Annotated in this window: 20 protein-coding genes and 1 tRNA gene; 12 read left to right on the top strand and 9 right to left on the bottom strand. The window is 61.1% G+C overall.

What is annotated here, in order from left to right; all coding sequences use genetic code 11:
- Positions 1 to 245: 245 nt before the first annotated feature.
- The gene (locus ACSQ26_RS01150) at positions 246 to 1,193 is read right to left on the bottom strand and encodes a substrate-binding domain-containing protein (RefSeq protein WP_436005473.1); all 948 of its coding nucleotides are present in this window, start codon (positions 1,191 to 1,193) and stop codon (positions 246 to 248) included.
- Positions 1,194 to 1,403: 210 nt separating this feature from the next.
- Positions 1,404 to 3,872, bottom strand: a complete 2,469-nt coding sequence (locus tag ACSQ26_RS01145; protein ID WP_436005471.1) for a DNA translocase FtsK — start codon at positions 3,870 to 3,872, stop codon at positions 1,404 to 1,406.
- A gap of 316 nt (positions 3,873 to 4,188) precedes the next feature.
- Here ACSQ26_RS01145 and ACSQ26_RS01140 point away from each other — a divergent pair, with 316 nt between their 5' ends.
- From ACSQ26_RS01140 to ACSQ26_RS01130, 3 genes are all read left to right on the top strand, one after another.
- The gene (locus ACSQ26_RS01140) at positions 4,189 to 4,752 is read left to right on the top strand and encodes a TetR/AcrR family transcriptional regulator (RefSeq protein ID WP_436005469.1); all 564 of its coding nucleotides are present in this window, start codon (positions 4,189 to 4,191) and stop codon (positions 4,750 to 4,752) included.
- 71 nt (positions 4,753 to 4,823) lie between these two features.
- Complete coding sequence (locus tag ACSQ26_RS01135; RefSeq protein WP_436005467.1) at positions 4,824 to 5,999, top strand: efflux RND transporter periplasmic adaptor subunit; 1,176 nt, start codon at positions 4,824 to 4,826, stop codon at positions 5,997 to 5,999.
- A gap of 8 nt (positions 6,000 to 6,007) precedes the next feature.
- Positions 6,008 to 9,163, top strand: a complete 3,156-nt coding sequence (locus ACSQ26_RS01130; protein WP_436005465.1) for a multidrug efflux RND transporter permease subunit — start codon at positions 6,008 to 6,010, stop codon at positions 9,161 to 9,163.
- Between the two features lie 78 nt (positions 9,164 to 9,241).
- On the opposite strand, the gene ACSQ26_RS01125 is transcribed toward ACSQ26_RS01130, so the two are convergent.
- Positions 9,242 to 10,147: a DMT family transporter gene (locus tag ACSQ26_RS01125; protein ID WP_436005463.1), complete on the bottom strand. Its 906-nt coding sequence runs from the start codon at positions 10,145 to 10,147 to the stop codon at positions 9,242 to 9,244.
- A gap of 85 nt (positions 10,148 to 10,232) precedes the next feature.
- Here ACSQ26_RS01125 and ACSQ26_RS01120 point away from each other — a divergent pair, with 85 nt between their 5' ends.
- Entirely contained in the window at positions 10,233 to 11,162 is a 930-nt protein-coding gene (locus tag ACSQ26_RS01120; RefSeq protein WP_436005461.1) for a LysR family transcriptional regulator, read from the top strand.
- A gap of 15 nt (positions 11,163 to 11,177) precedes the next feature.
- On the opposite strand, the gene ACSQ26_RS01115 is transcribed toward ACSQ26_RS01120, so the two are convergent.
- Positions 11,178 to 12,272, bottom strand: coding sequence for a quinone-dependent dihydroorotate dehydrogenase (locus tag ACSQ26_RS01115; protein ID WP_436005459.1), 1,095 nt, complete (start codon positions 12,270 to 12,272; stop codon positions 11,178 to 11,180).
- The gene (locus ACSQ26_RS01110; RefSeq protein ID WP_436005457.1) at positions 12,269 to 12,616 is read right to left on the bottom strand and encodes a DUF952 domain-containing protein; all 348 of its coding nucleotides are present in this window, start codon (positions 12,614 to 12,616) and stop codon (positions 12,269 to 12,271) included. Before ACSQ26_RS01110 ends, ACSQ26_RS01115 begins: the two co-directional genes overlap by 4 nt.
- 84 nt (positions 12,617 to 12,700) lie before the next feature.
- Between ACSQ26_RS01110 and ACSQ26_RS01105 the strand changes: the two genes are divergently transcribed.
- From ACSQ26_RS01105 to ACSQ26_RS01095, 3 genes are all read left to right on the top strand, one after another.
- A complete protein-coding gene (locus ACSQ26_RS01105; protein WP_436005455.1) occupies positions 12,701 to 13,096 on the top strand; it encodes a hypothetical protein in 396 nt (131 codons plus the stop codon).
- 114 nt (positions 13,097 to 13,210) lie between these two features.
- Entirely contained in the window at positions 13,211 to 13,864 is a 654-nt protein-coding gene (locus tag ACSQ26_RS01100; RefSeq protein ID WP_436005453.1) for a response regulator transcription factor, read from the top strand.
- A 122-nt stretch (positions 13,865 to 13,986) separates the two neighbouring features.
- Positions 13,987 to 14,646: a S24 family peptidase gene (locus tag ACSQ26_RS01095; protein ID WP_436005451.1), complete on the top strand. Its 660-nt coding sequence runs from the start codon at positions 13,987 to 13,989 to the stop codon at positions 14,644 to 14,646.
- Positions 14,647 to 14,661: 15 nt separating this feature from the next.
- On the opposite strand, the gene ACSQ26_RS01090 is transcribed toward ACSQ26_RS01095, so the two are convergent.
- On the bottom strand, positions 14,662 to 15,570 hold the full coding sequence (locus ACSQ26_RS01090) for a DMT family transporter (protein ID WP_436005449.1): 909 nt from the start codon (positions 15,568 to 15,570) through the stop codon (positions 14,662 to 14,664).
- A gap of 190 nt (positions 15,571 to 15,760) precedes the next feature.
- Between ACSQ26_RS01090 and ACSQ26_RS01085 the strand changes: the two genes are divergently transcribed.
- Together ACSQ26_RS01085 and ACSQ26_RS01080 are read left to right on the top strand one after the other, a co-directional pair.
- Complete coding sequence (locus tag ACSQ26_RS01085; protein WP_258158337.1) at positions 15,761 to 16,177, top strand: tellurite resistance TerB family protein; 417 nt, start codon at positions 15,761 to 15,763, stop codon at positions 16,175 to 16,177.
- A gap of 4 nt (positions 16,178 to 16,181) precedes the next feature.
- Positions 16,182 to 16,445, top strand: a complete 264-nt coding sequence (locus ACSQ26_RS01080) for a TfoX/Sxy family DNA transformation protein (protein ID WP_436005446.1) — start codon at positions 16,182 to 16,184, stop codon at positions 16,443 to 16,445.
- 64 nt (positions 16,446 to 16,509) lie between these two features.
- On the opposite strand, the gene ACSQ26_RS01075 is transcribed toward ACSQ26_RS01080, so the two are convergent.
- Genes ACSQ26_RS01075 through ACSQ26_RS01065 form a run of 3 tightly spaced genes read right to left on the bottom strand, consistent with a single transcriptional unit; the run spans position 16,510 to position 19,072 of the window.
- Positions 16,510 to 16,893, bottom strand: a complete 384-nt coding sequence (locus tag ACSQ26_RS01075) for a VOC family protein (protein ID WP_436005444.1) — start codon at positions 16,891 to 16,893, stop codon at positions 16,510 to 16,512.
- A 2-nt stretch (positions 16,894 to 16,895) separates the two neighbouring features.
- Complete coding sequence (locus ACSQ26_RS01070; RefSeq protein WP_436005442.1) at positions 16,896 to 17,615, bottom strand: RlmE family RNA methyltransferase; 720 nt, start codon at positions 17,613 to 17,615, stop codon at positions 16,896 to 16,898.
- The gene (locus tag ACSQ26_RS01065) at positions 17,615 to 19,072 is read right to left on the bottom strand and encodes a Ppx/GppA phosphatase family protein (RefSeq protein WP_436005440.1); all 1,458 of its coding nucleotides are present in this window, start codon (positions 19,070 to 19,072) and stop codon (positions 17,615 to 17,617) included. The genes ACSQ26_RS01070 and ACSQ26_RS01065 overlap by 1 nt, the downstream gene beginning before the upstream one ends.
- A gap of 363 nt (positions 19,073 to 19,435) precedes the next feature.
- Here ACSQ26_RS01065 and ACSQ26_RS01060 point away from each other — a divergent pair.
- The 3 genes from ACSQ26_RS01060 (at position 19,436) to ACSQ26_RS01050 (ending at position 22,543) form a co-directional block, all read left to right on the top strand.
- Positions 19,436 to 19,509: transfer RNA gene (locus ACSQ26_RS01060), tRNA-Gln, on the top strand.
- Between the two features lie 109 nt (positions 19,510 to 19,618).
- Entirely contained in the window at positions 19,619 to 21,415 is a 1,797-nt protein-coding gene (locus ACSQ26_RS01055) for a DUF6538 domain-containing protein (RefSeq protein WP_436005438.1), read from the top strand.
- A gap of 354 nt (positions 21,416 to 21,769) precedes the next feature.
- Complete coding sequence (locus ACSQ26_RS01050; RefSeq protein ID WP_436005436.1) at positions 21,770 to 22,543, top strand: hypothetical protein; 774 nt, start codon at positions 21,770 to 21,772, stop codon at positions 22,541 to 22,543.
- Positions 22,544 to 22,708 lie beyond the last annotated feature (165 nt).

Genomic DNA, 22,708 nt, shown 5'->3' with positions numbered 1-22,708 from the left:
TGGATGTCTCCCGGTTCGAATTCGTTGTCGCCTGCCTGGCGACCACCTGTGGAAATGGCACGGGCGCGGCTATCTCCCGCTTCTCCCCTTGGGGAGAAGTGCCGAGCGTAGCGAGGCGATGAGGGGTTCCCACACCGTCGGGCTCTTCGCGCAACCCCTCATCCGACCCTTCGGGCCACCTTCTCCCCAAGGGGAGAAGAGGGAGCACGCCGCCGGCCATTTGCACCGACCAGCGGCAACCGTCCTTACTTGGCTTCACCAATCCGCTCGGCCTTGTCGAGATTGTCCTTGCCGATGACGATCGGAGTCAGGAGAACGAGTTTCTCCTTGGGCTCGGTCTTGTCCTTGGCATAGGCAACGGCGATCTTGACCGCGGTACGGGACTGTTCGCCCGGGAACTGCTCGACAGTGCCGGCGAGCTTGCCGTCGCGCACCGCGACGATTGCTTCCGGCAGGGCATCGAAGCCGTAGATTTTCACATCGTTGAAGCCGCGGGCCGCGCAGGCTTCCATCGCACCGAGCGCCATGTCGTCATTGGCGCAGATGATCGCATCCGGCTTGCCGTTGGCCGAAAGACCGGCCTCGGTGACCGCCAGGCCCTGATCGCGGGCGAAGTTGCCGGTCTGCTCGAAGATGATCTGGTACTTGTCCTTCATACCGTCGAGAACGTTGTGGACGCCCTTGTTGCGATCGATCGCCGGGCCTGCTCCGGGCTGGCCCTGCAGGTGGAAGAGTTTCGCACCATTCGGGAAGGCATCGACCACGGCCTGCGCCTCGGCTTCGCCGCCCTTGACATTGTCGGCGCCAACATGGGCGAGAATGCCTTCCACGCCATCGACACGACGGTCGATGGTAACGACCGGCACGCCAGCCGCGATCGCCTGTTCGATCGCCGGCGCAAGCGCGTTGACGTCGAGCGGCGAGATGACGATGGCATTGACCTTCTGCACGATCGCCGACTCGATATCGGCGGTCTGCTTCGGCGCTGAATTCTGGCCGTCGCTTTCGATGATGTTGACGCCCTGTGCCTCAGCCTCGGCCTTGATCTGGTTCAGCATGTGGACGAAGAACGGGAAGCCGAGATTGGGCACCGAGCCCAGAATGGTCAGCTTCTCCTGTGCGAGCGCGCCGGGGGTCACCGCGGCAAGGGTAGCAAGAGCTACGGACGACAATAAAAATTCGCGTCTATTCATAAAGCTCATCCTCCTCAAAAAGCTTGCGCGGGATGGCCGCCACTCCTCATTGCAGCCGAGCGCGGGCGGAACCTTATGAATGGAGTTAGTAAAGCGCAATACCAATAGTGTTGCGCAGTGCGAAGCATCTATACCGCACTGCGAATATAGCTAGACGCTTGATCGAATTGTCTTTTTCACTTTTGAAAAAGACAATGTCCGGAACTGGACTTATGTGTCGGAAGACGGCCCGTGATCGCTTCCATGGCCCGCGCCGATGATCTCGCGCTTGCCCACATGGTTGGCGGGGCCGACGAGGCCTTCCTTTTCCATGCGTTCGACCAGCGAGGCGGCCTTGTTGTAGCCGATGCCGAGCCGGCGCTGGATATAGGAGGTCGAGCACTTCTTGTCGCGCAGGATCACCTTGACGGCCTTGTCGTAGAGGTCGTTGCCATCCTCGGCGGCCATGTCGGATTTGTCGAACACGGCGCTGTCCTGTTCTTCATCGTCCTCGCCCTCGTCGTCGGTGGTGACCGTGTCGAGATATTCCGGGCGGCCCTGGAGTTTCAGATGCGCCACGACCTTCTCGACTTCGAGATCGGAGACAAACGGTCCATGGACGCGGGCAATGCGGCCGCCGCCGGCCATGTGCAGCATGTCGCCCTGACCGAGCAACTGTTCGGCACCCTGCTCGCCGAGAATGGTGCGGCTGTCGATCTTCGAGGTGACCTGGAAGGAAATGCGGGTCGGGAAATTCGCCTTGATCGTGCCGGTAATGACATCGACCGACGGACGCTGGGTCGCCATGATCAGGTGGATGCCGGCGGCACGCGCCATCTGGGCGAGCCGCTGGATCGCGCCTTCGATCTCCTTGCCGGCGACCATCATCAGGTCAGCCATCTCATCGACGATGACGACGATATAGGGCATCGGCGCGAGATCGAGCGGCTGGTTCTCGTGGATCGGCTCGCCGGTGCCCTTCTCGAAACCGGTCTGGACGACATGGGTGATCGTCTCGCCGCGGGCGCGAGCCTCGGCAGCGCGTCCGTTGTAGCCGTCGATATTGCGGACGCCGAGCCGCGACATCTTGCGGTAGCGGTCCTCCATCTCGCGAACCGCCCATTTCAGCGCCAGAACCGCCTTCTTGGGATCGGTGACGACGGGGGTCAACAGGTGCGGGATGCCGTCATAGACCGAGAGTTCCAGCATCTTCGGATCGACCATGATCAGCCGGCATTCCTCGGGCGTCAGCCGGTAGAGCAGCGACAGGATCATCGTGTTGATGGCGACGGATTTGCCGGAGCCGGTCGTACCGGCAACCAGCAGATGCGGCATCTTGGCGAGTTCGGCGATCACCGGCTCGCCACCGATGGTCTTGCCGAGGCAAAGCGGCAGCTTGTAGCCGGTCTTGGAAAAATCCGGCGAGTCGATGAGTTCGCCGAAATAGACGGTTTCGCGGGTCGCATTCGGCAGTTCGATACCAATGACATTGCGGCCGGGCACGACGGCAACGCGGGCGGAAAGCGCCGACATCGAGCGGGCGATATCGTCGGCGAGACCGATGACGCGGGAGGACTTCACGCCCGGTGCGGGCTCGAATTCATAGAGCGTGACGACAGGACCGGGGCGGACATGGATGATCTCGCCACGGATGCCGAAGTCCTCGAGCACGCTTTCGAGCAGGCCGGCATTGCGCTCAAGTTGCTCCTGGCTCATCACGAAGCCGATGGTCTCCGGCGGATCCTGCAACAGCGCGCGCGGTGGAAACTCGTAGCCGCCGGCACTGGCTGCGGCACGCGCAATCGGCTCGATCTTGAACGGCTTGGAAACCTGGACCGCCGATGCTGTCTGAACCGGCTCAACTGTAGCAGGAGCCGGCGAAGCTTGGGGCTGGATGGCGGTTGGCACCGCGGCCCGCCCGGCAGGCTTCGCCGTCTCGAGAGGTCTTGCGCCGCGGCTCCACGGGAAAGCCACCGGCTTGGCGGCAAGCGTCGGCACCACTGGAACCGGTGCGGCGACCGTCGTCGCAGATGGCATACTTGCGACGGCCACAGGCGCGGCGGCCTGCTTGACCTCGATGCTCCTGTAAAGCCCGAGCACCGATGACGAAGCCTCGACCGTTTTTGACCGGGGCGATTCCTTCGGCCGGGCGACCGGTACCGGGGCAGGCTCGGCAATCGGCGGAGGCATTTCGTCCCCCATCGCGTCAAAGGATTCCCAGAAGGCGAAATCCGAGAGCTGGGCGAATGGCGCCGACGGTTTCGATGCAATGGGAACCTCTACTGCCTTCACCGGCTCGACAACCGGCACGGCATTATCATTGACGGGTTGCTCTTGTGCCGGCTCGATCAACGTGTTCGGCGCGGCGGAGCCGCTATTCAAAATCATCATTGTGGAAATCATTTCCTGGAGTTCTGAGACCGACGGCGCCTTTTCGGCAATTTCCGAGCGGGGTTCGATCGTCTGCTGCACGTCGTCCGGATGCAGATCGCGATCCGGAGTACGGGTGAACCGTACATTCGGCGCGAGGAAAAAATGCCGCTCCCACATCGGCTGCTCTGCTTTCGCCGCCGCTTCGGCGATCTGCCGCATGCGCCGGAGCGCCGCCCCCTCGCGGGGCTGGTGCTCCTCGCCATCCACGCCGGATTCGCTGCCGTCGTTGAAGGAGGCAGGCGGAAAATTTGTTCTGGGAATACGCATGAGACCTGCACGCAAGGAGAAGATGAGCCCCATCAGGGATAGGAAATGAAGGTTAAGAATGTCTTCCCGGCGCGAAGAAAATTCTCCCCGGTTGATGAGTGCCATCAGCAAAATTCATTAGTTTTCATGCTCTTAAGGAATATGCTACTGCGCAGCTTACAGGAATCGACCGTGTCGGCGCTGTCTCAGCGAGGAGGCCAATGGTTCCGGCGCGCATAGGTGCGTTTTACACGGATTTCCGGGCCGATCAGGTCTTGACGCAGTGCAACAAAACCAATTAAAGAACGAACGTTCGAATTTTAATCCGGCGACATCAATGGCCCGTAACCGCACGATCGATACCGATGCAGTCCTCGATGCTGCCGAGCGCGTCGCGATTCGCGATGGCGCCGTCGGCTTGTCCATCGATGCCGTGGCGAAGGAAGCCGGAATCAGCAAATCGCGCGTCGTCTATGACTATAAATCCAAGAGCGGCCTCTTACAGGCGCTGATCGAACGACGCCTGCGCACCGAGGACGATCGTATCCTGGCGGCGATCGAACAGCATCGCGAGAGCGCAAATCCCGAGCTCTGCGGTCGTATCGCGGCAGCCTCGGAGGTGCCCAAGGACGACGACAGGGCGATCGCGCTCACCATCTGCGCCGCCATGTCAAGCGAGGAACCGCTGCAGGCCATGGTGCGCAAGTGGGTCGATCGTGACATTGGCGCGGTCCAGGTAAGCGCCAGCAACCGGGCGCTCGCGCTCGTCGCCTATCTTGCGCTGCATGGGCTGATGTCACTGGAATACATGGACTTCCATCGCTGGGAACCAGCCGAGCGCGACACGATCCTGACCGAAATCAAGCGGCTTTCCGAAGCCGCTTCGAGCCAAACGACGTGACACCAATGACAGAGTTTCGCCGGGAGATATATTATCCCGGTGCCGATGATTATAATCCGAAGGCCAATAATATGACCCGTAAGTGGACCAGACCGTTCCGTTCTATCGCACTCGCGACGCTGATCGCCGCAGCACCGCTCGCAACCTTTGCCCAGCAGCCCGGCGAAATGCCGCCGACCGGCGTGAGCTTCGTGACACTCAAGGCGCGCGACATACCCGTGACGAACGACCTTCCGGGTCGCATCGCGCCGGTCAGGATCGCCCAGGTGCGTTCGCGCGTGACCGGCATCGTCAAGGAACGCGTGTTCCAGCAGGGCAGCCTGGTCAAGGCCGGCGACGTGCTCCTTCGCATCGAACCCAACCTGTTCAAGGTTCGGGTTGCGAGTGCCAAGGCCTCGCTGCAGAAGGCGCAGGCGACCGAAGTCAATGCCAGCCAGCAACTCGAGCGCCAGAAGGTGCTGCGCAAGCGCAATGCATCGAGCGATGTGGAGTATGAGAACGCGGTCTTTGCCCAGGCCCAGGCCAAGGCCGATGTTGCACTTGCCCAGGCAGCATTGGAAGAAGCAGAAATCAATCTCGGCTATACGGAAGTCACGGCGCCGATCACCGGTATCATCGGCGGCGCATTGGTGACCGAAGGCGCGCTGGTCAATGCCGATGGCGTCCTGCCGCTTGCCGCTATCCAGCAGATCGACCCCGTCTATGCCGACTTCACCCAGGCAGCGGGCGACCTGCTCGCCATCCGCCGCGATATTGCGGCAGGCAAGCTGGCCGCCCCGCCCGAAGCGGCGAATATCCGGCTGATCTTCGACGACGGATCCGTGCACGACAAGCCCGGCAAGCTCCTCTTCTCGAGCACGACAGTGGATGAGACCACCGGCCAGGTGACGCTGCGCGCCGAGTTCCCCAACCCGAACCGCGAACTGCTTCCCGGTCTCTATGTCCGCGTCCGGATCGAGCAGGCGGTGCGGAAGAATGCCCTGAGCATTCCACAGCGCGCCGTGCTCCGAGACGCGTCCGGTGCCGCGACGGTCTATGTGGTGGGTGCCGAAAACAAGGCCGAAGCCAAGTCGTTGACGCTCGGCCCCGCACTCAACGGCGAGTGGATCGTCGAGAAGGGCCTCGCCGCCGGCGACAAGGTGATCGTCGAAGGCGGCCAGAAGCTGCAGCCCGGCATGGTCGTCGCGCCCGAGGAATGGAAGCCGGCGAACACCGCCGACGCCAACGCAACCCAACCGGCGAAGTAAGACAAGACATGGCTCAGTTTTTCATCAACCGGCCTATCCTGGCCTGGGTCATAGCGATCTTCATTTCGATCGCCGGCCTGATTTCATTGCCGTTCATGCCGGTCGCGCAATATCCCAAGGTCGCGCCGCCGCAGCTGACGATCTCGACGGCCTATCCCGGCGCCTCGCCGCAGGAAATCTACCAGGGCGTGACCCGGCAGATCGAGGAGGAACTGAACGGTGTCGAGAACCTCTCCTATTTCGAGTCGACATCCGACACGTCGGGTTCGGTCTCGATCACGGTGACGTTCAAGACCGGCACCGATCTCAGCGAGGCAACCGTGGACGTGCAGGACGCGATTGCCCGCGTCGAGCCGCGCCTGCCGCAGAGCGTCAAGTCGCAGGGCATCAATGTGGAGCAGGCGGGCGCCGGCTTCCTGATGATCGTTTCGCTGACCTCGACCGACGGAAGGCTCGATGACGTCGGCCTCGGCGACTATCTGAGCCGCAACATCCTCGGCGAACTGCGCCGCATCAACGGCGTCGGCCGCGTACAGCTCTTCGCCGCCCAGCGCGCCATGCGCATCTGGCTCGATCCTGCCAAGATGCAGGGCCTGAGCATGACCGTGGGCGACATCAATGCCGCGATCACGGCGCAGAACGCCCAAGTTTCGGCCGGCCAGATCGGCGCTGAGCCGAACCCGATCGGCCAGGACCTGACGGCGACCGTTCTGGTCAAGGGCCAGTTGGTCGATCCGGCGGAGTTCGGCAATATCGTGCTGCGCGCCAATGCCGATGGCTCGCTGGTGCGGCTGAAGGACGTGGCACGCATCGAGGTCGGCTCGGAAAGCTACAATTTCTCGACGCGCCTCGACGGCAAACCGAGTGCCGCCGCAGCCGTGCAGCTTTCCTCCACGGGCAATGCCGTGGCGACATCCGCCGCGGTGAAGGCCAAGATGGCGGATCTCGCAAAGTTCTTCCCTGATGGCATCGAATATTCAACGCCTTATGACACCAGCCCCTTCGTCAACGCTTCGATCCAGAAGGTGGGCGAGACGCTGGTCGAGGCCGTAATCCTCGTCTTCATCGTCATGCTGATCTTCCTGCAGAGCTTCCGCTACACGATCATTCCGCTGCTGGTCGTGCCGGTGGCACTTCTCGGCACGGTATCGGTCATGCTGGTCACCGGTTTCTCGATCAACGTGCTGACCATGTTCGCCATGGTGCTGGCGATCGGCATCCTGGTCGACGACGCCATCGTCGTGGTCGAAAATGTCGAGCGCATCATGGCCGAAGAAGGCCTGCCGCCCAAGGAGGCAACCCGGAAGGCGATGCGGCAGATCACCGGCGCCATCATGGGCATCACGCTGGTTCTCGCCTGCGTCTTCATTCCGATGGCCTTCTTCCCCGGCGGCACGGGCGTCATCTATCGCCAGTTCTCGCTGACCATGGTCGTGGCGATCCTGTTCTCGGCGTTCCTCGCGCTATCGCTGACGCCGGCGCTTTGCGCTACCTTCCTCAAGCCCATTCCGCAGGGCCACCATGAGAAGAAGGGGCTTTCAGGTCTCTTCAACCGTGGTTTCGGCAAGATCACCAGCGGATACGCCTGGACCATCGGCGGCATCACCAAGCGCGCCGGCCGCATCATGCTGATCTATCTGCTGATCGCCGGCGCGCTCGGCTATCTCTTCCTGCAGGTGCCCTCGGGCTTCGTGCCGAACGAAGACCAGGGCTTCCTGATCGTCGGCGTACAGGGCACCCCGGAAGCGTCGGCCAAGCGGACGAGCGAGGCGATCAACAAGGTCGAGGCGATCTTCAAGACCGAACCGGCGGTCGAGCATATGGTGGCCGTGCTGGGCTTCGGGTTCTCGGGCCAGGGACCGAACGCCGCAATCTCCTTCGTCACCCTCAAGGACTGGGACAAGCGCGGACCGGGCAACAGTGTACAGGACATCGCCAATCGCGTGAACATGCAGCTCTTCGGATTGAAGGATGTGGCCTTTGCCTTCGCCGTCTCGCCGCCGCCGATCGAAGGATTCGGCCTGTCGGAAGGCTTTACCTTCCGCCTGCAGGATCGCGCGGGGCTAGGCCCCGAGGCCTTGGCGGCCGCAGGCAACGAGTTGATGACCAAAGCCGCGCAGAGCAAGCTTCTTGCAGGCCTGCGCGTCGAAGGCTTGCCGGATTCGGCGCAAGTAGCGCTGACGATCGACCGCGAAAAGGCCAATGCCTTCGGCGTCACCTTCGCCGACATCAATGCGTCGATCACCGCCTATCTCGGTTCGTCATACATCAACGACTTCCCGAATGCCGGGCGCATGCAGCGCGTTATCCTGCAGGCGCAGGACCGCAGCCGCCTCAATGCCGAGGATTTGTTGAAACTTAACGTGCGCAATGCCTCGGGCAGCATGGTGCCCTTCTCCTCCTTCGCTTCGGTGAAGTGGATCAAGGGTGCGGCGCAGGTCGTCGGTTACAATGGCTATCCGTCGATCCGTATCACCGGCGGCACGGCCCCCGGCATTTCGACCGGCGAGGGAATCGCCGAGATGGAGCGGCTGGCGGCGGAACTGCAGGACGGCTTCGGCTATGAGTGGACCGGCCAGACGCTGGAGGAAATCACCTCCGGCAACCAGGCGCCGCTGCTCTACGGGCTGTCGATCCTGTTCATCTTCCTGCTGCTCGCGGGCCTCTACGAGAGCTGGTCGATCCCGTTCTCGGTGATGCTGGTCGTGCCGCTCGGTGTCATCGGATCGGTACTGGCTGTGATGCTGGTCGGCGGATCGAACGACATCTACTTCAAGGTCGGCCTGATCGCGATCATCGGTCTGTCGGCGAAGAACGCGATCCTGATCGTCGAATTCGCCAAGGACTATTTCGCCGAAGGACGGTCGTTGCAGGAGGCCGCCACGGATGCCGCGCGCATCCGTTTCCGGCCGATCATCATGACCTCGCTGGCCTTCGCGCTCGGCGTCGTGCCGCTGGCGATCGCCACCGGTCCCAGTGCCGCGAGCCAGAACGCGATCGGCACCGGCGTGCTGGGCGGCATGATCTCGGCCACGGTGCTGGCGATCTTCTTCGTGCCCGCCTTCTTCGTCTTCGTGCTCTGGCTGCTAAGGACCAAGCGGCCGGAACATGCGCATCATGTGCTTCCCGACGCACCGCCAGACGAGTCGATCGGGCACGCCTGAACGATAAAGGTTACAAACAAGAAGGCGGGCAGTGTCACCACTGCCCGCCTTTCTCATGAGCAAGGATAAGTGGCGGCCTTAGCGCTTGCGCATCACATTGACCACGACCACACCGAAGATGGCGAGCGCTCCGCCGATGGCGCCGATCAGGGTGGGCACTTCACCGAGCCAGACGAAGCCGATCAGGGTTGCCGTCGGCGGGATTCCATAGAGGAAGTTCGAGGCACGGGCGGCCGGCAGGCGCTTCAGCGCGATGGCCCAGGTCACATAGGCGACCACGGTCGAGAAGATGACAAGGTAGGCGAGGTTCCAGAGGGTCGCTGCCGAAGCGGACTTCAGGACATCCACCGTCTGCGGCACGGTCGGGCACAACGGGATCGAGCCAAGGAACATGATCCACGCCGTGACTGAAAGGGCGGGCATGCGGCCGAGGACCGGCTTCTGGAGGACGCTGGCGATTGCCGAGCACAGGGCTGCACCAACGATGATCAGCGCATTCGGATCGAGCTTGAAGCCTTCAGGGCTCGCAGCGGCGATGAGGCCGACACCACCGAAGGAGATGGCCGTGCCGATCCAGCCCCAGCGGCCGAAGCGTTCGCCGAGCGAGACTGTGGCAATGAGTGCCGTGAAGACCGGCATCGTGTTGATGATGAAGCTCGCCGGTCCGGCCGCCACCGTCGTCTCGCCGATATTGAGCAGCACCGCATAGGTCGCGATGAAGAGTATGCCGGCGACGAACAGACGGGCGAAATCCTTGAGTGATAGAACCGGCCTGACGACCGCGAGGTAGGCGAGTGCGATGAGGCCGGCCGGCACATAGCGGGCGGTGGCGAGTTCCACCGGCGTCAGCGGCCCGAGCAGGACGCGGATGACGGCAAAGGCGGACGACCAGAAGACGATCGTCACGAGGATGGCCCCGAAGGCCACCAGATCGAAATTACCTGACTTTGCTGGCATGACTTGCTCACTGGCAACGGCGCTCATTTGATTGCTCCATTCGTTTGATGAGCAATGGTTACGCCGCACATCTATGCTTGAAAAGCACCGCAATCGATGATCTTATGTGCGCATGGTTCACAGCTCAGCAGTCCTTCCGCCCCTCGATACGCTTGAGACCTTTGCTCGTGCGGCACGTCTCGGCTCCTTCACCGCCGCCGCCGAGGAGAGCGGCGTCACCCATGGCGCGGTCTCCCGGCAGGTCTCGCGGCTCGAGCGCTGGATGGGCGTGAAGCTCTTCGCCCGTGAGGCGCGCGGCGTGACGCTGACACCGGAGGGCATGCGCTTCCTGACCCGCACCGAGGAAGCGCTGGCGCTGCTCGGCAATACCTGGGAACGCTGGACTCCGAAGCCTACCAAGGCGGTGGTGCGCCTTTCGGTGACGCCGTCGGTCGCCTCGCTCTGGCTGTTCTCGCGGCTCGCGAAACTGGAAGGCCGCGATATCCATGTCGAGATCGCGCTCGAACACCGGCTCGCCGATTTCGCCGAAGGCACCGATCTCGCCATCCGTTGCGGCAAGGGGCCCTGGGCCGGCGTGCGCGGGCTTCAGCTATGGCAGGAAAAGCTGTTTCCCGTCGCCTCCCCTGCCCTTGCCGAAAAGCTCGGCGGGCGGTCCGATGCGGCTGCGCTTTTCGAACTGCCGCTCATCCACGATTCCAACATCGAAACCTGGCGGCGCTGGCTGGCGGTGGAGAATATCGCCTACATCCCGCGCGGGCAGGATCGGCGGTTCGAGGACTATAATATCGTGCTGGATGCCTGCGCCCAAAGCGCCGGCCTCGCGCTCGCCCGCCGTCCGCTGGTCGACGCCCACATCGCGTCCGGCCGCCTCGTGGCAGTTTCGGAGAGGACCATCGACCATCATGTCGCCTTCCACCTGATCCGCGCGAACGAGGCCCTGCGCGGCCCCGCCGCCGAGTTCGCACGGCGCTTTCTTAAAGAGTCGGGCCGGGATGAGGAGACGATCGCCGCCTTCATTGCATCGGGTCGTGGTAAAGGCTGATCTGCTTTCGGAAGATCAGGTCAGCGACTCGTTGGCCCAGTAGTCCGCGCGGCTGTCGCGGATATCCCTGATCGAACCGAGCTTTTCGCGCGTGCATAGATCGGACAGGCCGCGAACGATGCGACCCGGCAGGCCTGGCCCTTCATAGACCATGGAGGAATAGAGTTGGATAAGATCGGCCCCGGCGCGGATTTTCTCGGCCGCGCTCTCGACCGAATGGATGCCGCCGACGCCGATGATGGGAAAATTGCCGCCCAGCCGTTTGCGCATCTTGGCCAGCACGATCGTCGATCGCTCGAAGAGCGGCTTGCCGGACATGCCACCCGTCTCGCTCGCCTGGACTTGATCTCTGAGACCCGCACGAGACAGCGTGGTGTTGGAAACGATCAGCCCATCGAGATCGGAGGCGAGGATTTCCGCCGTCACGTCGTCGAGGCCCGCATCGGTGAGATCGGGCGCGATCTTGAGGAAGACAGGCACCTTGCGCCCCACCCTGATCGCCTCTTCGTCGCGGGCCGCCATGACCGCAGAGAGCAGCGCGCGAAGACTGTCCCGCGCCTGAAGGTCGCGCAGCCCAGGCGTATTGGGCGAGGAAATGTTGGCGGTGAAATAGCTCGCGACCGGCGCAAAAGCATGAATGCCGGCGACATAGTCGGCAATGCGATCGGCGGCATCCTTGTTGGCCCCGATATTGACTCCGACAAGGCCGCTGCGCGCCCGGCGTGCCATCAATCGAGCAAGTGCCGCCGCATGGCCTTCGCTGTTGAAGCCGAAGCGGTTGATCACTGCCTGGTCCTGCACGAGCCGAAAGCTGCGCGGCTTCGGGTTGCCCGGCTGCGCGAGCGGCGTGACGGTGCCGATTTCCACAAAGCCGAAGCCGAGCCTGAGGATTTCGTCCGGCACTTCGGCATTCTTGTCATAACCGGCGGCCAGGCCCAGCGGATTGGGAAAACGCAGGCCGACGATATCGACGAACAGCCTCGGGTCGGGCGGAAGCTTGACGATCGGCAAGAAGCCCGATTTCAGGCCGGTGATCGAAAGACCATGGGCGGTTTCCGGGTCGAAGCGGAACAGGCCTGCTCGGATCAGTGGCCAGAGAAAATCGCTCATGCGAAATCATCCGGGAAATCGTGCAGGCCATCGGCTCGTAGAATGAGCGGCTTCTTCCAGACGACGGCTGACAGCGGCAGCGGCCCGTAGAGATGGGGAAACAGATCGCGGTCACGCGAGGCTTCGTATTTCAGCGCATCGCCCAGCTTCTCGCCATCGACAGCCACCAGCAGCAGCCCGTCCTGGCCGCGAAAATAGAGTTCGGCCGTGCGCTTGGCCTGGACGCCCGTCGATAGATGGATGTAGCCGTCGGTCAGGTCGATCGCCGCGCCACCGAAGACACCGGCCAGTTCCGCTTCCTGCCACAAATCGGCTGGAACGATCTTGTAGATGATGCCATTCATGACGAAACCCCCACCGCTTGGGTGTCCTAACGCGTTTGGACGGGGATCGACAAGGGCATTTTGTCCAATTCAGGGAGAGATACGATGCGCTCCATGCCTCTCGTTGCAGCCCTTTGTATGCTGCCGCTCGCTGCGGTTGCCGATGATGCGCCTGTTGGCCGCTATCAGATAAGCCCGGCGCTCGACGGCTATGTCAGGCTCGATACCGCGACCGGCGCCATGCTCTATTGCCGGACCTTCGATCCGACGCTTCGTTGCGAGGAGGTCGGTGCCGATACCACGGGGAAGGCCGCAACCGAGGCCGAGATGGACGACCTCCGGAACCGGCTCGCGGCGATGGAGCGCAAGGTCGCCATCCTCGAACGCGACCAGATCCGCCTGCCGGACCAGAAAGACCTCGATCGCACGCTCGATACGATGGAGAAATGGATGCGGCGCTTCCTCGACGACCCGCCCGGCAAGAACGGCACAGCGTTGTAAAGGCCGGGAATTACGGATTTTTCGCTTGCAACCCCCAAGCTTTTCGTAAACGCTGCCCTATAAAAGAACAAAAGGACGCCGATGGGAGGAGCCGGAGGCGAGCCGGGGGACAAGATGGGCTCTGCTGCCACGATCATCATTGCTGACGACCATCCGCTGTTTCGCGGCGCGTTGGGCCAGGCGCTCGGCAGTGCCGAGGGCGGCCCTGAAATCGTCGAGGCGGCGGATTTCGACAGCGCGCGCCGCGCCGCGACCGAACATCCGGACGCCGACCTGATGCTGCTCGATCTTTCCATGCCTGGCGCCTCGGGCCTGACCGGGCTGATGATGATGCGCGCCGAGCACCAGAACATCCCGGTCGCGGTGATCTCGGCAAGCGACGACACGACCACCATCCGCCGCGCGCTTGAACTCGGCGCCTCGGCCTTCATTTCCAAATCGAGCGGCATCGACGAAATCCGCCAGGCGATCGATACGGTGCTTGAGGGCGGCTTCTGGACACCACCCGGCTTCGACGCCGACCGCGAGCACGATCCTGAGATCGAGACCCTGATCACGCGATTGAAGACATTGACGCCGCAACAGACCCGCGTGCTCGGCATGATCGGCGAGGGCCTGCTCAACAAACAGATCGCCTATGAACTCGGGGTTTCCGAGGCCACGATCAAGGCGCATGTGTCGGCGATCCTGCTGAAACTCAACGTCGACAGCCGCACCCAGGCAGTGATCCAGATGGCCAAGATCGGCGCCGCGCCGGCGGGTCCCTGATCAACAGAATTATTCAGGATTTTATTCCTTAAACTCTTTACGAAAGCCTGGGAAAGGGATAATATTCCGATCATCCGGGTGCCACGAGAGGCGCCCCTGCCGCATTTCACGACGGACCTGCCATGTTCTCACATGACAAAATCTGGGACGCAATCGATCAGCTTGCCAGGCATCACGACCTGACGCCGTCAGGACTGGCGCGCAAGGCCGGGCTCGATCCGACATCGTTCAACAAGTCGAAGCGTCATTCGGCCGACGGCCGCATGCGCTGGCCCTCGACGGAGTCGATCCACAAGATCCTGGGCGCGACCGGTTCCTCGATCGAGGATTTCATGAGCTTCATGGGCGGTCGCAGGAATGCAATTCCCGATGGCAATTTCCCGCCGCAGCTTTCCAGCATTCCCCTGCTCGGCTTTGCCCAGGCCGGCGCCGGCGGCTTCTTCGACGACGGCGGATTTCCGGCCGGACAGGGCTGGGATGTCGTGGATTTCCCGGTCTCCCCGGCACAGAAGGCCGGTTGCTACGCGCTGGAAGTGCAGGGCGAGAGCATGATGCCGCTCTATCGCGACGGTGACGTGCTGATCGTCGAGCCGGGCGCGCAGGTCCGGCGCGGCGACCGCGTCGTGGTCAAGACCCGCGAGGCGGAGGTGATGGCCAAGGTGTTGGTGCGGCAGACACCGAAGACGATCGAACTCTCGTCGCTCAATCCCGAACATCCCGGCCGGACGATTGACATGGCCGATGTCGAATGGATCGCCCGCATCATCTGGGCCAGCCAGTAAAACCGTTCTCCGCTTCTACTGAAGTTCGAGCACCGGCTGCTTTTCACGCGCCGGCTTGACCGTGGCCAGCACGATGCCGCCGACCGCGATGAGTGCCGCGCCGGCCGCGACGCCCCAGGTGGGGATCTCGCCGAAATACCAGCCGATCAGGGCCGCGAAGATCAGCCAGCTGTAATCGACCGGCCCGACAATGGAGATATCCGCCATGCCATAGCCGCGGATGGTGCAATATTGCGCGAACACCCCGACAGGTCCGAGCGCGGCATACATCAGCATGTCCTGAAGCGGCAGCGGCTTCCAGTAGAAGTAGGCCGGAACGGCGAGGAGCAGAATGGCGAAGATGTTGACATGGATCAGCAGCACCATCGGCCGGTCATGCGCGGCGAGATGCTTGATCAGCAGGCCCTCCACCGCAAAGAGTGCCGCCCCGAGCACGGCGCCGCCTGCCGGTAGCAGATAGGCGGTGTCGAAATTCTCGAAGGCGCCGCGCGACATCATGATACCCACGGCGCCAATGCAGCAGAGCAGGATTCCCGTCCATTGCTTGCGCCCGATGCGCTCATGAAACACGACCATGCCGAGGATCAGGACGAAGACGACATAGAGCAGGCCCATCGCCGTGGCATCCACCGTGGGCATATCCGTCTGGGCATATATCATGGCGACCGAGCCGGCCGAACCCAGCACCGCGCGCAGGAAATGCGACACCGGCCGCTTGCTTCGATAGCTCCTTAGCCCATTACCCAGGAAGGCAACGATAATCGAAAGACAAATGAAGCCGCCGATGGTGCGCAGAAGGTTGATCTGGACCACGCTTGCCGAGCCGGCGGCAAACTTGCCGGATGCGAAGATCAACGCGAAGATTCCGGTCGAAAGCAGCACCCAGAGAATTGCCTGGGCATTCGTCGTCCATAAATTCTTCACGCTGCATTCCCTCGATTCCACAACCACTTGTGCCTGCGTCCAAGGGTCGAAATCAAATGAGAAAATCCAACCCTTGCATGATATTTTTTGATGTGCGCGGCCATTGCGGAATGAAGCTGGGCAAGCGCCTTGATTTCATACCCGCCGGGTTCTAACTGGAGCCAAGGAATTCGTCCAAGGACTGGAAGCGATGGCAAAAGAAGTCACGGTGCACGAGGCACTGATCTATGTGATGGTGATGATATCTGCCGCCGACGGCAAGATGCCCGAGATCGAGCTGAAGCGCATCGGCCGGCTGGCGAGCTTCCTGCCCGTGTTCGAAGGCTTCGACCCGGAGCGCATCATCCCGATCGCGCGCGACGTCCAGGCGATCGTTGCCGGCCCGGAGGGCATGGATATCGCGCTCGAGATCGTCAAGGACGCGCTGCCCCACCGCCTTTATGACACCGCTTATTCGCTGGCGGTGGAGATCGCCACGGCCGACCTGCATCTCGACGCGACCGAAATCCGCTTTCTGCAGATGCTGCGCGCGCGTTTCGAACTCGACAAGCTGACGGCTGCCGCGATCGAACGCAGCGCCATCGCCCGCTTCCGCCGCGCCGGCTGACGCCGTGCGCAATCTCGGCCCCAAATCGGAAACGTGGCTGGCCGAGATCGATATCCATACACTCGACGACCTTCGCGCGATCGGCGCCGTCGAAGCCTATGCCCGTCTACGGTTCCGCTTCGGCAGGGAGATCACCCGCAACATGCTGCACAGCATGGCGGCGGCCATTGCCGATATCGACTGGCGCCAGCTTTCGCCCGAGCACAAGGCCGACCTTGATCGGGCGGCGGCGGAGCGGCTGGCCAGATTCAACCTCACGAAAAGTTAATCCCCTTCCTTCGGGCCATCGGATCGAGGACATCCGGGAAAAGATCAGCGGCGGAATTCGCTGATCATTCCGGCGCTTCGCAAACCGCCGACAGCTTGTTACCGTCGGGATCGCGGACATACGAGCCGTAGAAATTCTCATGGAACGGCCGGATCCCCGGCGGCCCTTCATCCGTGCCGCCATAGAGAAGGGCAGCGGCGTGAAAGGCCCGCACGGCTGGCCGGTCGGGCGCGAGTAACGCCGTCATCGAGCCATTGCCGACGCTCGCCTCCTGCTTGTCGAAGGGATAGACGACCCAGAACCGGCAGCGGATATCACGCTGGGATGCATAACCCGCCTCGTCGTGATTGGTGAACAGCCTCTCGTAACCCAGCGTCCTGAGCACCGGATCGTAGAATTCGATCGCCCGATCCAGGTTGTTCGTGCCGACCGTCACGTAGAGAAGCATGCTCACTCCTGATCGGCTGCCTCGGCATGCCGTCCCTTGAAACCCTTGGCGAGCAGGAACATCTCGACCGATTCCGCACGCGAAGCACCGGGCTTCACATGTACAACTTGCTTGAAATTCTGCTTCAGCAAGTTGAGAAGGTCTCGTTCTGTGCCGCCCTGGAAAGTCTTGGCAAGAAAATGCCCGCCTTCCGCAAGAACTTCAATAGCAAAATGCGCCGCCACCTCGCAGAGATGCATGGTGCGGATATGGTCCGTGCGCCGATGACCGGTCGTCGGCGCCGCCATGTCGGAAACCACGAGATCTGGCTCGCCGCCAAGCGCTTTCATCAGCAAGCCGGGCGCCGCATCATCGAGGAAATCCATCTGCAGGAAATGGACGCCGCCGATATTGTCCATCTCCAGGAAGTCGATTGCCACGACGCGGATATTGTCGTTGGTCGAATTGGTCACGCGCGCGGCGATCTGCGACCACCCGCCCGGCGCGGCGCCAAGGTCGATGATGCGCTTGGCGCCCGTCAGTATATGATGTTTCTCATCGATCTCGAGCAGCTTGTAGGCCGCGCGCGAGCGATAACCATCGGCGATCGAACGCTGCACATAAGGGTCGTTGATATGACGCTCCAGCCAGCGGCGGGAACTCTCCTTGAGCTTGGTCTTCTTGATGCGCTGGGTGAGCATCTTGCGGCCGGCGCCGCGGCTCGATTCCGGAGGCTTTGCCATCAGTTCCCTCTTTGATAGGGCGGCCGCGCCCTGGAACGGCGCCAGACGCCGTCATCGGCCATCATCTCGGTGAGCAGGCCCTCGCGCAAGCCCCGATCGGCGACGCGCATGCGGTCGGTGGGGAAGCGGCGGCGGATGGCTTCCAGGATCGCACAGCCGGCAAGTACCAGATCCGCACGATCCGGACCGATGCAGGGATTGGCGGCGCGCGCCTCGAAATCCAGCGACACCAGCTTGTCCTGCATCGATGTCACCTCATCGGCGCTCATCCACAGCCCGTCCACCTGGCGGCGATCATAGCGCGGCAGGTTGAGATAGACGCCGGCAAGGGTGGTGACCGTCCCTGATGTGCCGATCATGTGGAAGCCTGAGTCGGCGCCGTTGAGCGCCGAGGCATGCGGCGCCTCGAAGCCGTCCAGCATCCCCGATACCTCCTGCACCATGTCCTCGAAAATCTCCGGCGTCACATGCTGGCCGCCATGCCGCTCCGACAGCGTCACGACGCCGACCGGCAACGAGGTCCAGTGCGTGATGTGATTGGCAAGCCGCGGCTGGCGCTGGCCCTCGATCTGCAGCACGGCGATCTCCGACGAGCCGCCACCGATATCGAACAGCACGGCTGAACGCGCCTCGCGGCCGATGAGCGAAGCGCAGCCGGACACGGCAAGACGCGCCTCGGTCTCGCGATTGATGATTTCAAGCGAAAGCCCGGTCTCGGCCGTTACACGTTCCAGGAAGACTTCGCCATTGCCCGCCGCACGGCAGGCTTCGGTGGCAATCAGGCGCATGCGGCGGATGTTCTTCGAGGCGAGCTTTGCGGCGCAGATACGCAGCGCCTCGACCGAACGGTCCATGGCGCCTTCGGACAGCATGCCGCTGGCGCCTAGCCCCTCGCCCAACCGGACGATGCGCGAGAAGGCATCGACGACGCGAAACTGACCCGGCCGGGTCGGCTGCGCGACCAGCAGACGGCAATTGTTGGTGCCGAGATCGAGCGCCGCATAAAGCCCATCCTGCTCCGGATGGAAATTGCGGTGATGCCGCTGCGCCTGTTCCGGACGCTGGTCGCGCTGGACAGGCTGCTGCGCGACAGGCGGAGCGATCTGGCGCGGCTGTTCCTTCGGCGGCGTGTTCTGCGGCAGGGGGCGGGCCTGCAGTCGGCGATGGCCGCTGTCGTGACCATGCTTGCTCTGGCGCTGGCCGCCGGGGCGCGTGCCATCCTGCCCGCTATTCGCAGCCTGCTGCCGGCCAGCATCGGCCGGACGCGCAGAAGCATTGGCGCCACGCGAACGCCGCCTGCGCTTCTTCTTCGGGCCGCTGCCCGCTGGAGGATTGCTTTGTGGGTGTTCCGAACCGGCCGGTGCCTGGGGCGCCGCGACCGTTACGGGGGGCTGGACGTTGGCGCTGCCTCTCTTGCGCTTCCGCTTGCCGCGCCTGGATCTCTGTGATCCCGGCATTTGCCCCGCATCCGACACACCCGCTTCATACGGCTTTGCGCCGGAATCGGGGTCGTGCACTTTTACTGTCCATTCGCGCCGCGCAAGACTCAGGAGTCGCAGCAGGCGCATGCTTGTTTTGACGTTGGCGCGACCATATCAGCATGTCACGAAATCGCCAAATTCTTTTTGGCCGGCACAAAAGCACCCGATAGCGAACGATACTCATCCCGCCTTGTGGAAATCCTTTCGAATTACCACTTGATCAGACCGGCGAATATGTTAGAAGGCGCTCGAAACCGGCTACGGGTTTGCCTGACCGAGGCAAACAAGCGCTATCAACGCGCACCACGATCCGGACCAGGACGCTGATCACTCAGCCATTGGGGAATAGGTTAACGGTAGACCCACGGACTCTGACTCCGTTAGTCCTGGTTCGAATCCAGGTTCCCCAGCCAAACTTTCCTAAGCCATTGATCCGAAATAAGTAGTTGCTTTCATTGCCATATAGCGCCTATCGGTGTTCCGGAATCGTGTAACGGTTCGGTGCTACGGAAGGATAGGCCAATGGCTCGACACCCGAACTTGGAGCGCCGCAAACCAAGTGGCGTGTATTATGCCAGGCTAGACATACCCGTCGATCTTATCGCTCACTACAACAGGCCAACTCTAAAGAAATCGCTTTTCACCAAAGATCCAATGAAAGCGAAGCGCCTCTACCCTCCGGTCATAGAGGGCTGGCGATGTGAATTCGATGGAGTCAGGTCCCGGCGCAGCCTCACTGCCGACGATAAAGCGAGAGCCGTTTGGGATCACTTCACTAGAACCGTCGAACTAGACGCGCAGCGACGCCTGGCAATGCCGACACAGTCTGACATTGATGCCGAAGAACAAAAAGTTTGGGAGAAAATCGAAACAGGTCAAATCCAGTCGAACGACATGATTGGTATGATCAATGCGCAGACAGAGCATAGTCTCCTTTCGCTGCAGCGCACGCTTGACGCAAACGGCCGTGCACGGCGGCTTGCCGCCTTGCGAAGAGATTTGGCATCGGGAACGACGGACCTAGTGGCAGGTGAGACTGAAGTTTTCATCACGAAAAACCGTCTTCTTGTCGGACGCAACTCGAGCGAGTTCAACGAACTGTGCCAACTATTGCTACGCGGCGAAATTGAGGGGCTGCGGCGAACACTGGAAAGAGATCTTGGAGACTATTCAGGCGTTCCAAGAGATCCGATCGTCAAGCCATCGACAGGCGTATCGAAGCTGGCAGCACCGGTCGGCGAGACCTTGAGCGAGCTATTCGAACAGTATGCCCGCGAGAACCAGCGCAAGATTTCACTTGCAACGTTGAAGCAACAGCGCCGGGATGTCGGCACCCTCATTCAACTTGTTGGTACGTCATTTCATGTTTCCGGCCTAGATAAGAGTGCCGTGCGGCAATGGAAAGCACTGCTTCTTCGATATCCCGTCAAAGCCACTGAATCTGCCGTGTTTGCTGGAATGACAATGAAGCAAATCATCGTGGCCAATGAGCAGGTTAAGAAGCCCATCATCAGTGGGAAAACGGTGAATCGATACCTAGCTAGCCTGGGAGCATTTTGCAGATGGCTCGTCGACCACAGCTATATCACGGTCAGTCCCACCAGCGGCATGTTTCTGGCCAAGGACGATACTAAAACGACGCTTCCATTTTCAACCGAGCAGCTGAACCTCCTCTTTCGCTCGCCTTTATTCACCGGATGCCAAAGTGATGCCCAGTGGCGCTTTATCAAGAAGCCCGGGAACGTCCGCATACGGGACCACCGTTACTGGATCCCTTTGATAATGCTCTTCTCAGGTGCACGACCTGGCGAGGTCGCCCAGCTGCAGTTGGCAGACGTTCGCGAACAGCATGGTGGATGGATCATGCACATCACCGTCGAAGGAACTGGCGAGAAGCGAGTGAAAACGAAGGGCTCGATGCGTATCCTGCCCGTTCATTCTGAGCTTTTACGCCTTGGGTTCGCGCAGTATCACTCAGAGATGATAGCTGAGGGACACACAGCCTTCTTCCCTGGGGCAAAGCGGAACGATAATGGCCAAATGGTTCCCGAGTTCTCAGATGGCTTCAACAAGTATTTGACCCATCTGAAAATTAAGTCAGGCAAGGGCATATCTCTCTACAGTTTCAGACATGGCACGGTGGACGCATTCAGACGCGACGAACTGCTTGACGAGCAATTTGGTTTCATGCTCGGACACGCCAAAGCAACGATGACGGGCCGATACGGCAATATGCCAGAAGGTATGCTCCGCCAACGCGTCGAACTGGTAGAAAGCATCAAATATCCAGGGCTCGATCTGAGACACCTCTATGGGTAACAAACTGCTGCCGGGTCATCTCGCTTTCGGCCGTCGCCAGTCAAGGCTTCTGTCTGTGGGGGAGTAGCCATGGGCGAAGCGACGAGATGCCAAGTCCTATGTTGATTTATCTTCCAGCAGCGAATTCGGAGGCTTCCAGACAAGTCTCTCGGATGTGGCAGCGATTAACCACGACATGCATACGCAATTATTATACACCTTTAAGTTGAAGATGTTGCATATTGGCAACGAATTCGTCGTCTGGGGAAAATAGTTGTCGCAATATGTCGTTTGCCCAGTTTCAAATAGGTGAATCCTTCGAATTCTCACTATCAGCTTCTGCCAGGGCTCATCCTGGTATCAACAGGAGCTATAATGGCCTCGTACACCCAGCCTAATTCCCACTATCCGCTCATCGGCAAAACTCGTCTCTTCAATCGCCGAGACAGAGCGGGCAACTTCGGCTATTCCACGATTTTTGAGTTTCCATGCAATACCCTCTATCCTTCCGGTCACTCAATGTGGACGTTTAACACAGTTTACGTGCTGGAACTGATTGTCAAACACCTGCGGCAGAGCAATGACGCTCGCTCAGAACTCCTCGCAATGCTTGCTGATTGCCTCGAAAAGGAAATCGAGGCGGACGGCAGGGACGATTCCACTCAGTTGAGCGAGGACGAGATCGATGATCTCCAGCGCACGTTGGATTTGTTGGATGCCGAGCGCGACAACTTGAACGCAGGAACGCTGGAAGATCATAGGCGCCCAGAAGAAGACGAGCGCTGGTCAGAAGCAACAGCAATTGAGTATGGTTCCGATATGTACATTAGACCACAGCGGAACTTCACCATCGCGTTCCCTTCAAAGTATCTGGCGGGAATGGGTGAGAGCAAGTGGCGTTTTTCAACGCGCCAGTTGCTTGATCTCATTTGTGACGACCTGGACGCCTCCGAGAAAATCGAATTGTATGTGGAAGACAACGGCGCCGTCTACGGGTCATACGACTCAGCCCTGCTTAGAGAATTGACTGAATATTTTTTCCCTGCCATCGAACCAAGTAAATGGACTTCCCTTGATCTGCGTTTTGACAAAGGGCATCGGAAGCCTTGCGAATATGCAGATGGGTTCGAAAACTGGGGTGGAGAATGATCGATCGTTGCGATTGATCGCCGGTCACTGCCGACGCTCATAATCCGGTGTCGATCGCAACGATCGTAAGCCAAACCTTTCGATGGCTGCATGCAGGTAATCATAAGTCGTTGCGCTTAAAAATCGGCTGCGTTTCTAACGCAGCCGGTCCGAGGGCGCCGCACT

It is taken from the genome of Rhizobium sp. LjRoot254 (genome assembly GCF_964254105.1).
In the GTDB taxonomy this organism is placed as follows: Bacteria; Pseudomonadota; Alphaproteobacteria; order Rhizobiales; family Rhizobiaceae; genus Rhizobium_E.
This window is presented reverse-complemented; position numbering and strand designations above follow the sequence as displayed.

What these genes read in the sequence shown, in the direction of transcription:
- ACSQ26_RS01150 (WP_436005473.1), bottom strand. Translation starts at nt 1,193, where the DNA reads ATGAATAGACGCGAATTTTTATTGTCGTCCGTAGCTCTTGCTACCCTT.
- ACSQ26_RS01145 (WP_436005471.1), bottom strand. Translation starts at nt 3,872, where the DNA reads ATGCGTATTCCCAGAACAAATTTTCCGCCTGCCTCCTTCAACGACGGC.
- ACSQ26_RS01140 (WP_436005469.1), top strand. Translation starts at nt 4,189, where the DNA reads ATGGCCCGTAACCGCACGATCGATACCGATGCAGTCCTCGATGCTGCC.
- ACSQ26_RS01135 (WP_436005467.1), top strand. Translation starts at nt 4,824, where the DNA reads ATGACCCGTAAGTGGACCAGACCGTTCCGTTCTATCGCACTCGCGACG.
- ACSQ26_RS01130 (WP_436005465.1), top strand. Translation starts at nt 6,008, where the DNA reads ATGGCTCAGTTTTTCATCAACCGGCCTATCCTGGCCTGGGTCATAGCG.
- ACSQ26_RS01125 (WP_436005463.1), bottom strand. Translation starts at nt 10,147, where the DNA reads ATGAGCGCCGTTGCCAGTGAGCAAGTCATGCCAGCAAAGTCAGGTAAT.
- ACSQ26_RS01120 (WP_436005461.1), top strand. Translation starts at nt 10,233, where the DNA reads ATGGTTCACAGCTCAGCAGTCCTTCCGCCCCTCGATACGCTTGAGACC.
- ACSQ26_RS01115 (WP_436005459.1), bottom strand. Translation starts at nt 12,272, where the DNA reads ATGAGCGATTTTCTCTGGCCACTGATCCGAGCAGGCCTGTTCCGCTTC.
- ACSQ26_RS01110 (WP_436005457.1), bottom strand. Translation starts at nt 12,616, where the DNA reads ATGAATGGCATCATCTACAAGATCGTTCCAGCCGATTTGTGGCAGGAA.
- ACSQ26_RS01105 (WP_436005455.1), top strand. Translation starts at nt 12,701, where the DNA reads ATGCGCTCCATGCCTCTCGTTGCAGCCCTTTGTATGCTGCCGCTCGCT.
- ACSQ26_RS01100 (WP_436005453.1), top strand. Translation starts at nt 13,211, where the DNA reads ATGGGCTCTGCTGCCACGATCATCATTGCTGACGACCATCCGCTGTTT.
- ACSQ26_RS01095 (WP_436005451.1), top strand. Translation starts at nt 13,987, where the DNA reads ATGTTCTCACATGACAAAATCTGGGACGCAATCGATCAGCTTGCCAGG.
- ACSQ26_RS01085 (WP_258158337.1), top strand. Translation starts at nt 15,761, where the DNA reads ATGGCAAAAGAAGTCACGGTGCACGAGGCACTGATCTATGTGATGGTG.
- ACSQ26_RS01075 (WP_436005444.1), bottom strand. Translation starts at nt 16,893, where the DNA reads ATGCTTCTCTACGTGACGGTCGGCACGAACAACCTGGATCGGGCGATC.
- ACSQ26_RS01070 (WP_436005442.1), bottom strand. Translation starts at nt 17,615, where the DNA reads ATGGCAAAGCCTCCGGAATCGAGCCGCGGCGCCGGCCGCAAGATGCTC.
- ACSQ26_RS01065 (WP_436005440.1), bottom strand. Translation starts at nt 19,072, where the DNA reads ATGCCGGGATCACAGAGATCCAGGCGCGGCAAGCGGAAGCGCAAGAGA.
- ACSQ26_RS01055 (WP_436005438.1), top strand. Translation starts at nt 19,619, where the DNA reads ATGGCTCGACACCCGAACTTGGAGCGCCGCAAACCAAGTGGCGTGTAT.
- ACSQ26_RS01050 (WP_436005436.1), top strand. Translation starts at nt 21,770, where the DNA reads ATGGCCTCGTACACCCAGCCTAATTCCCACTATCCGCTCATCGGCAAA.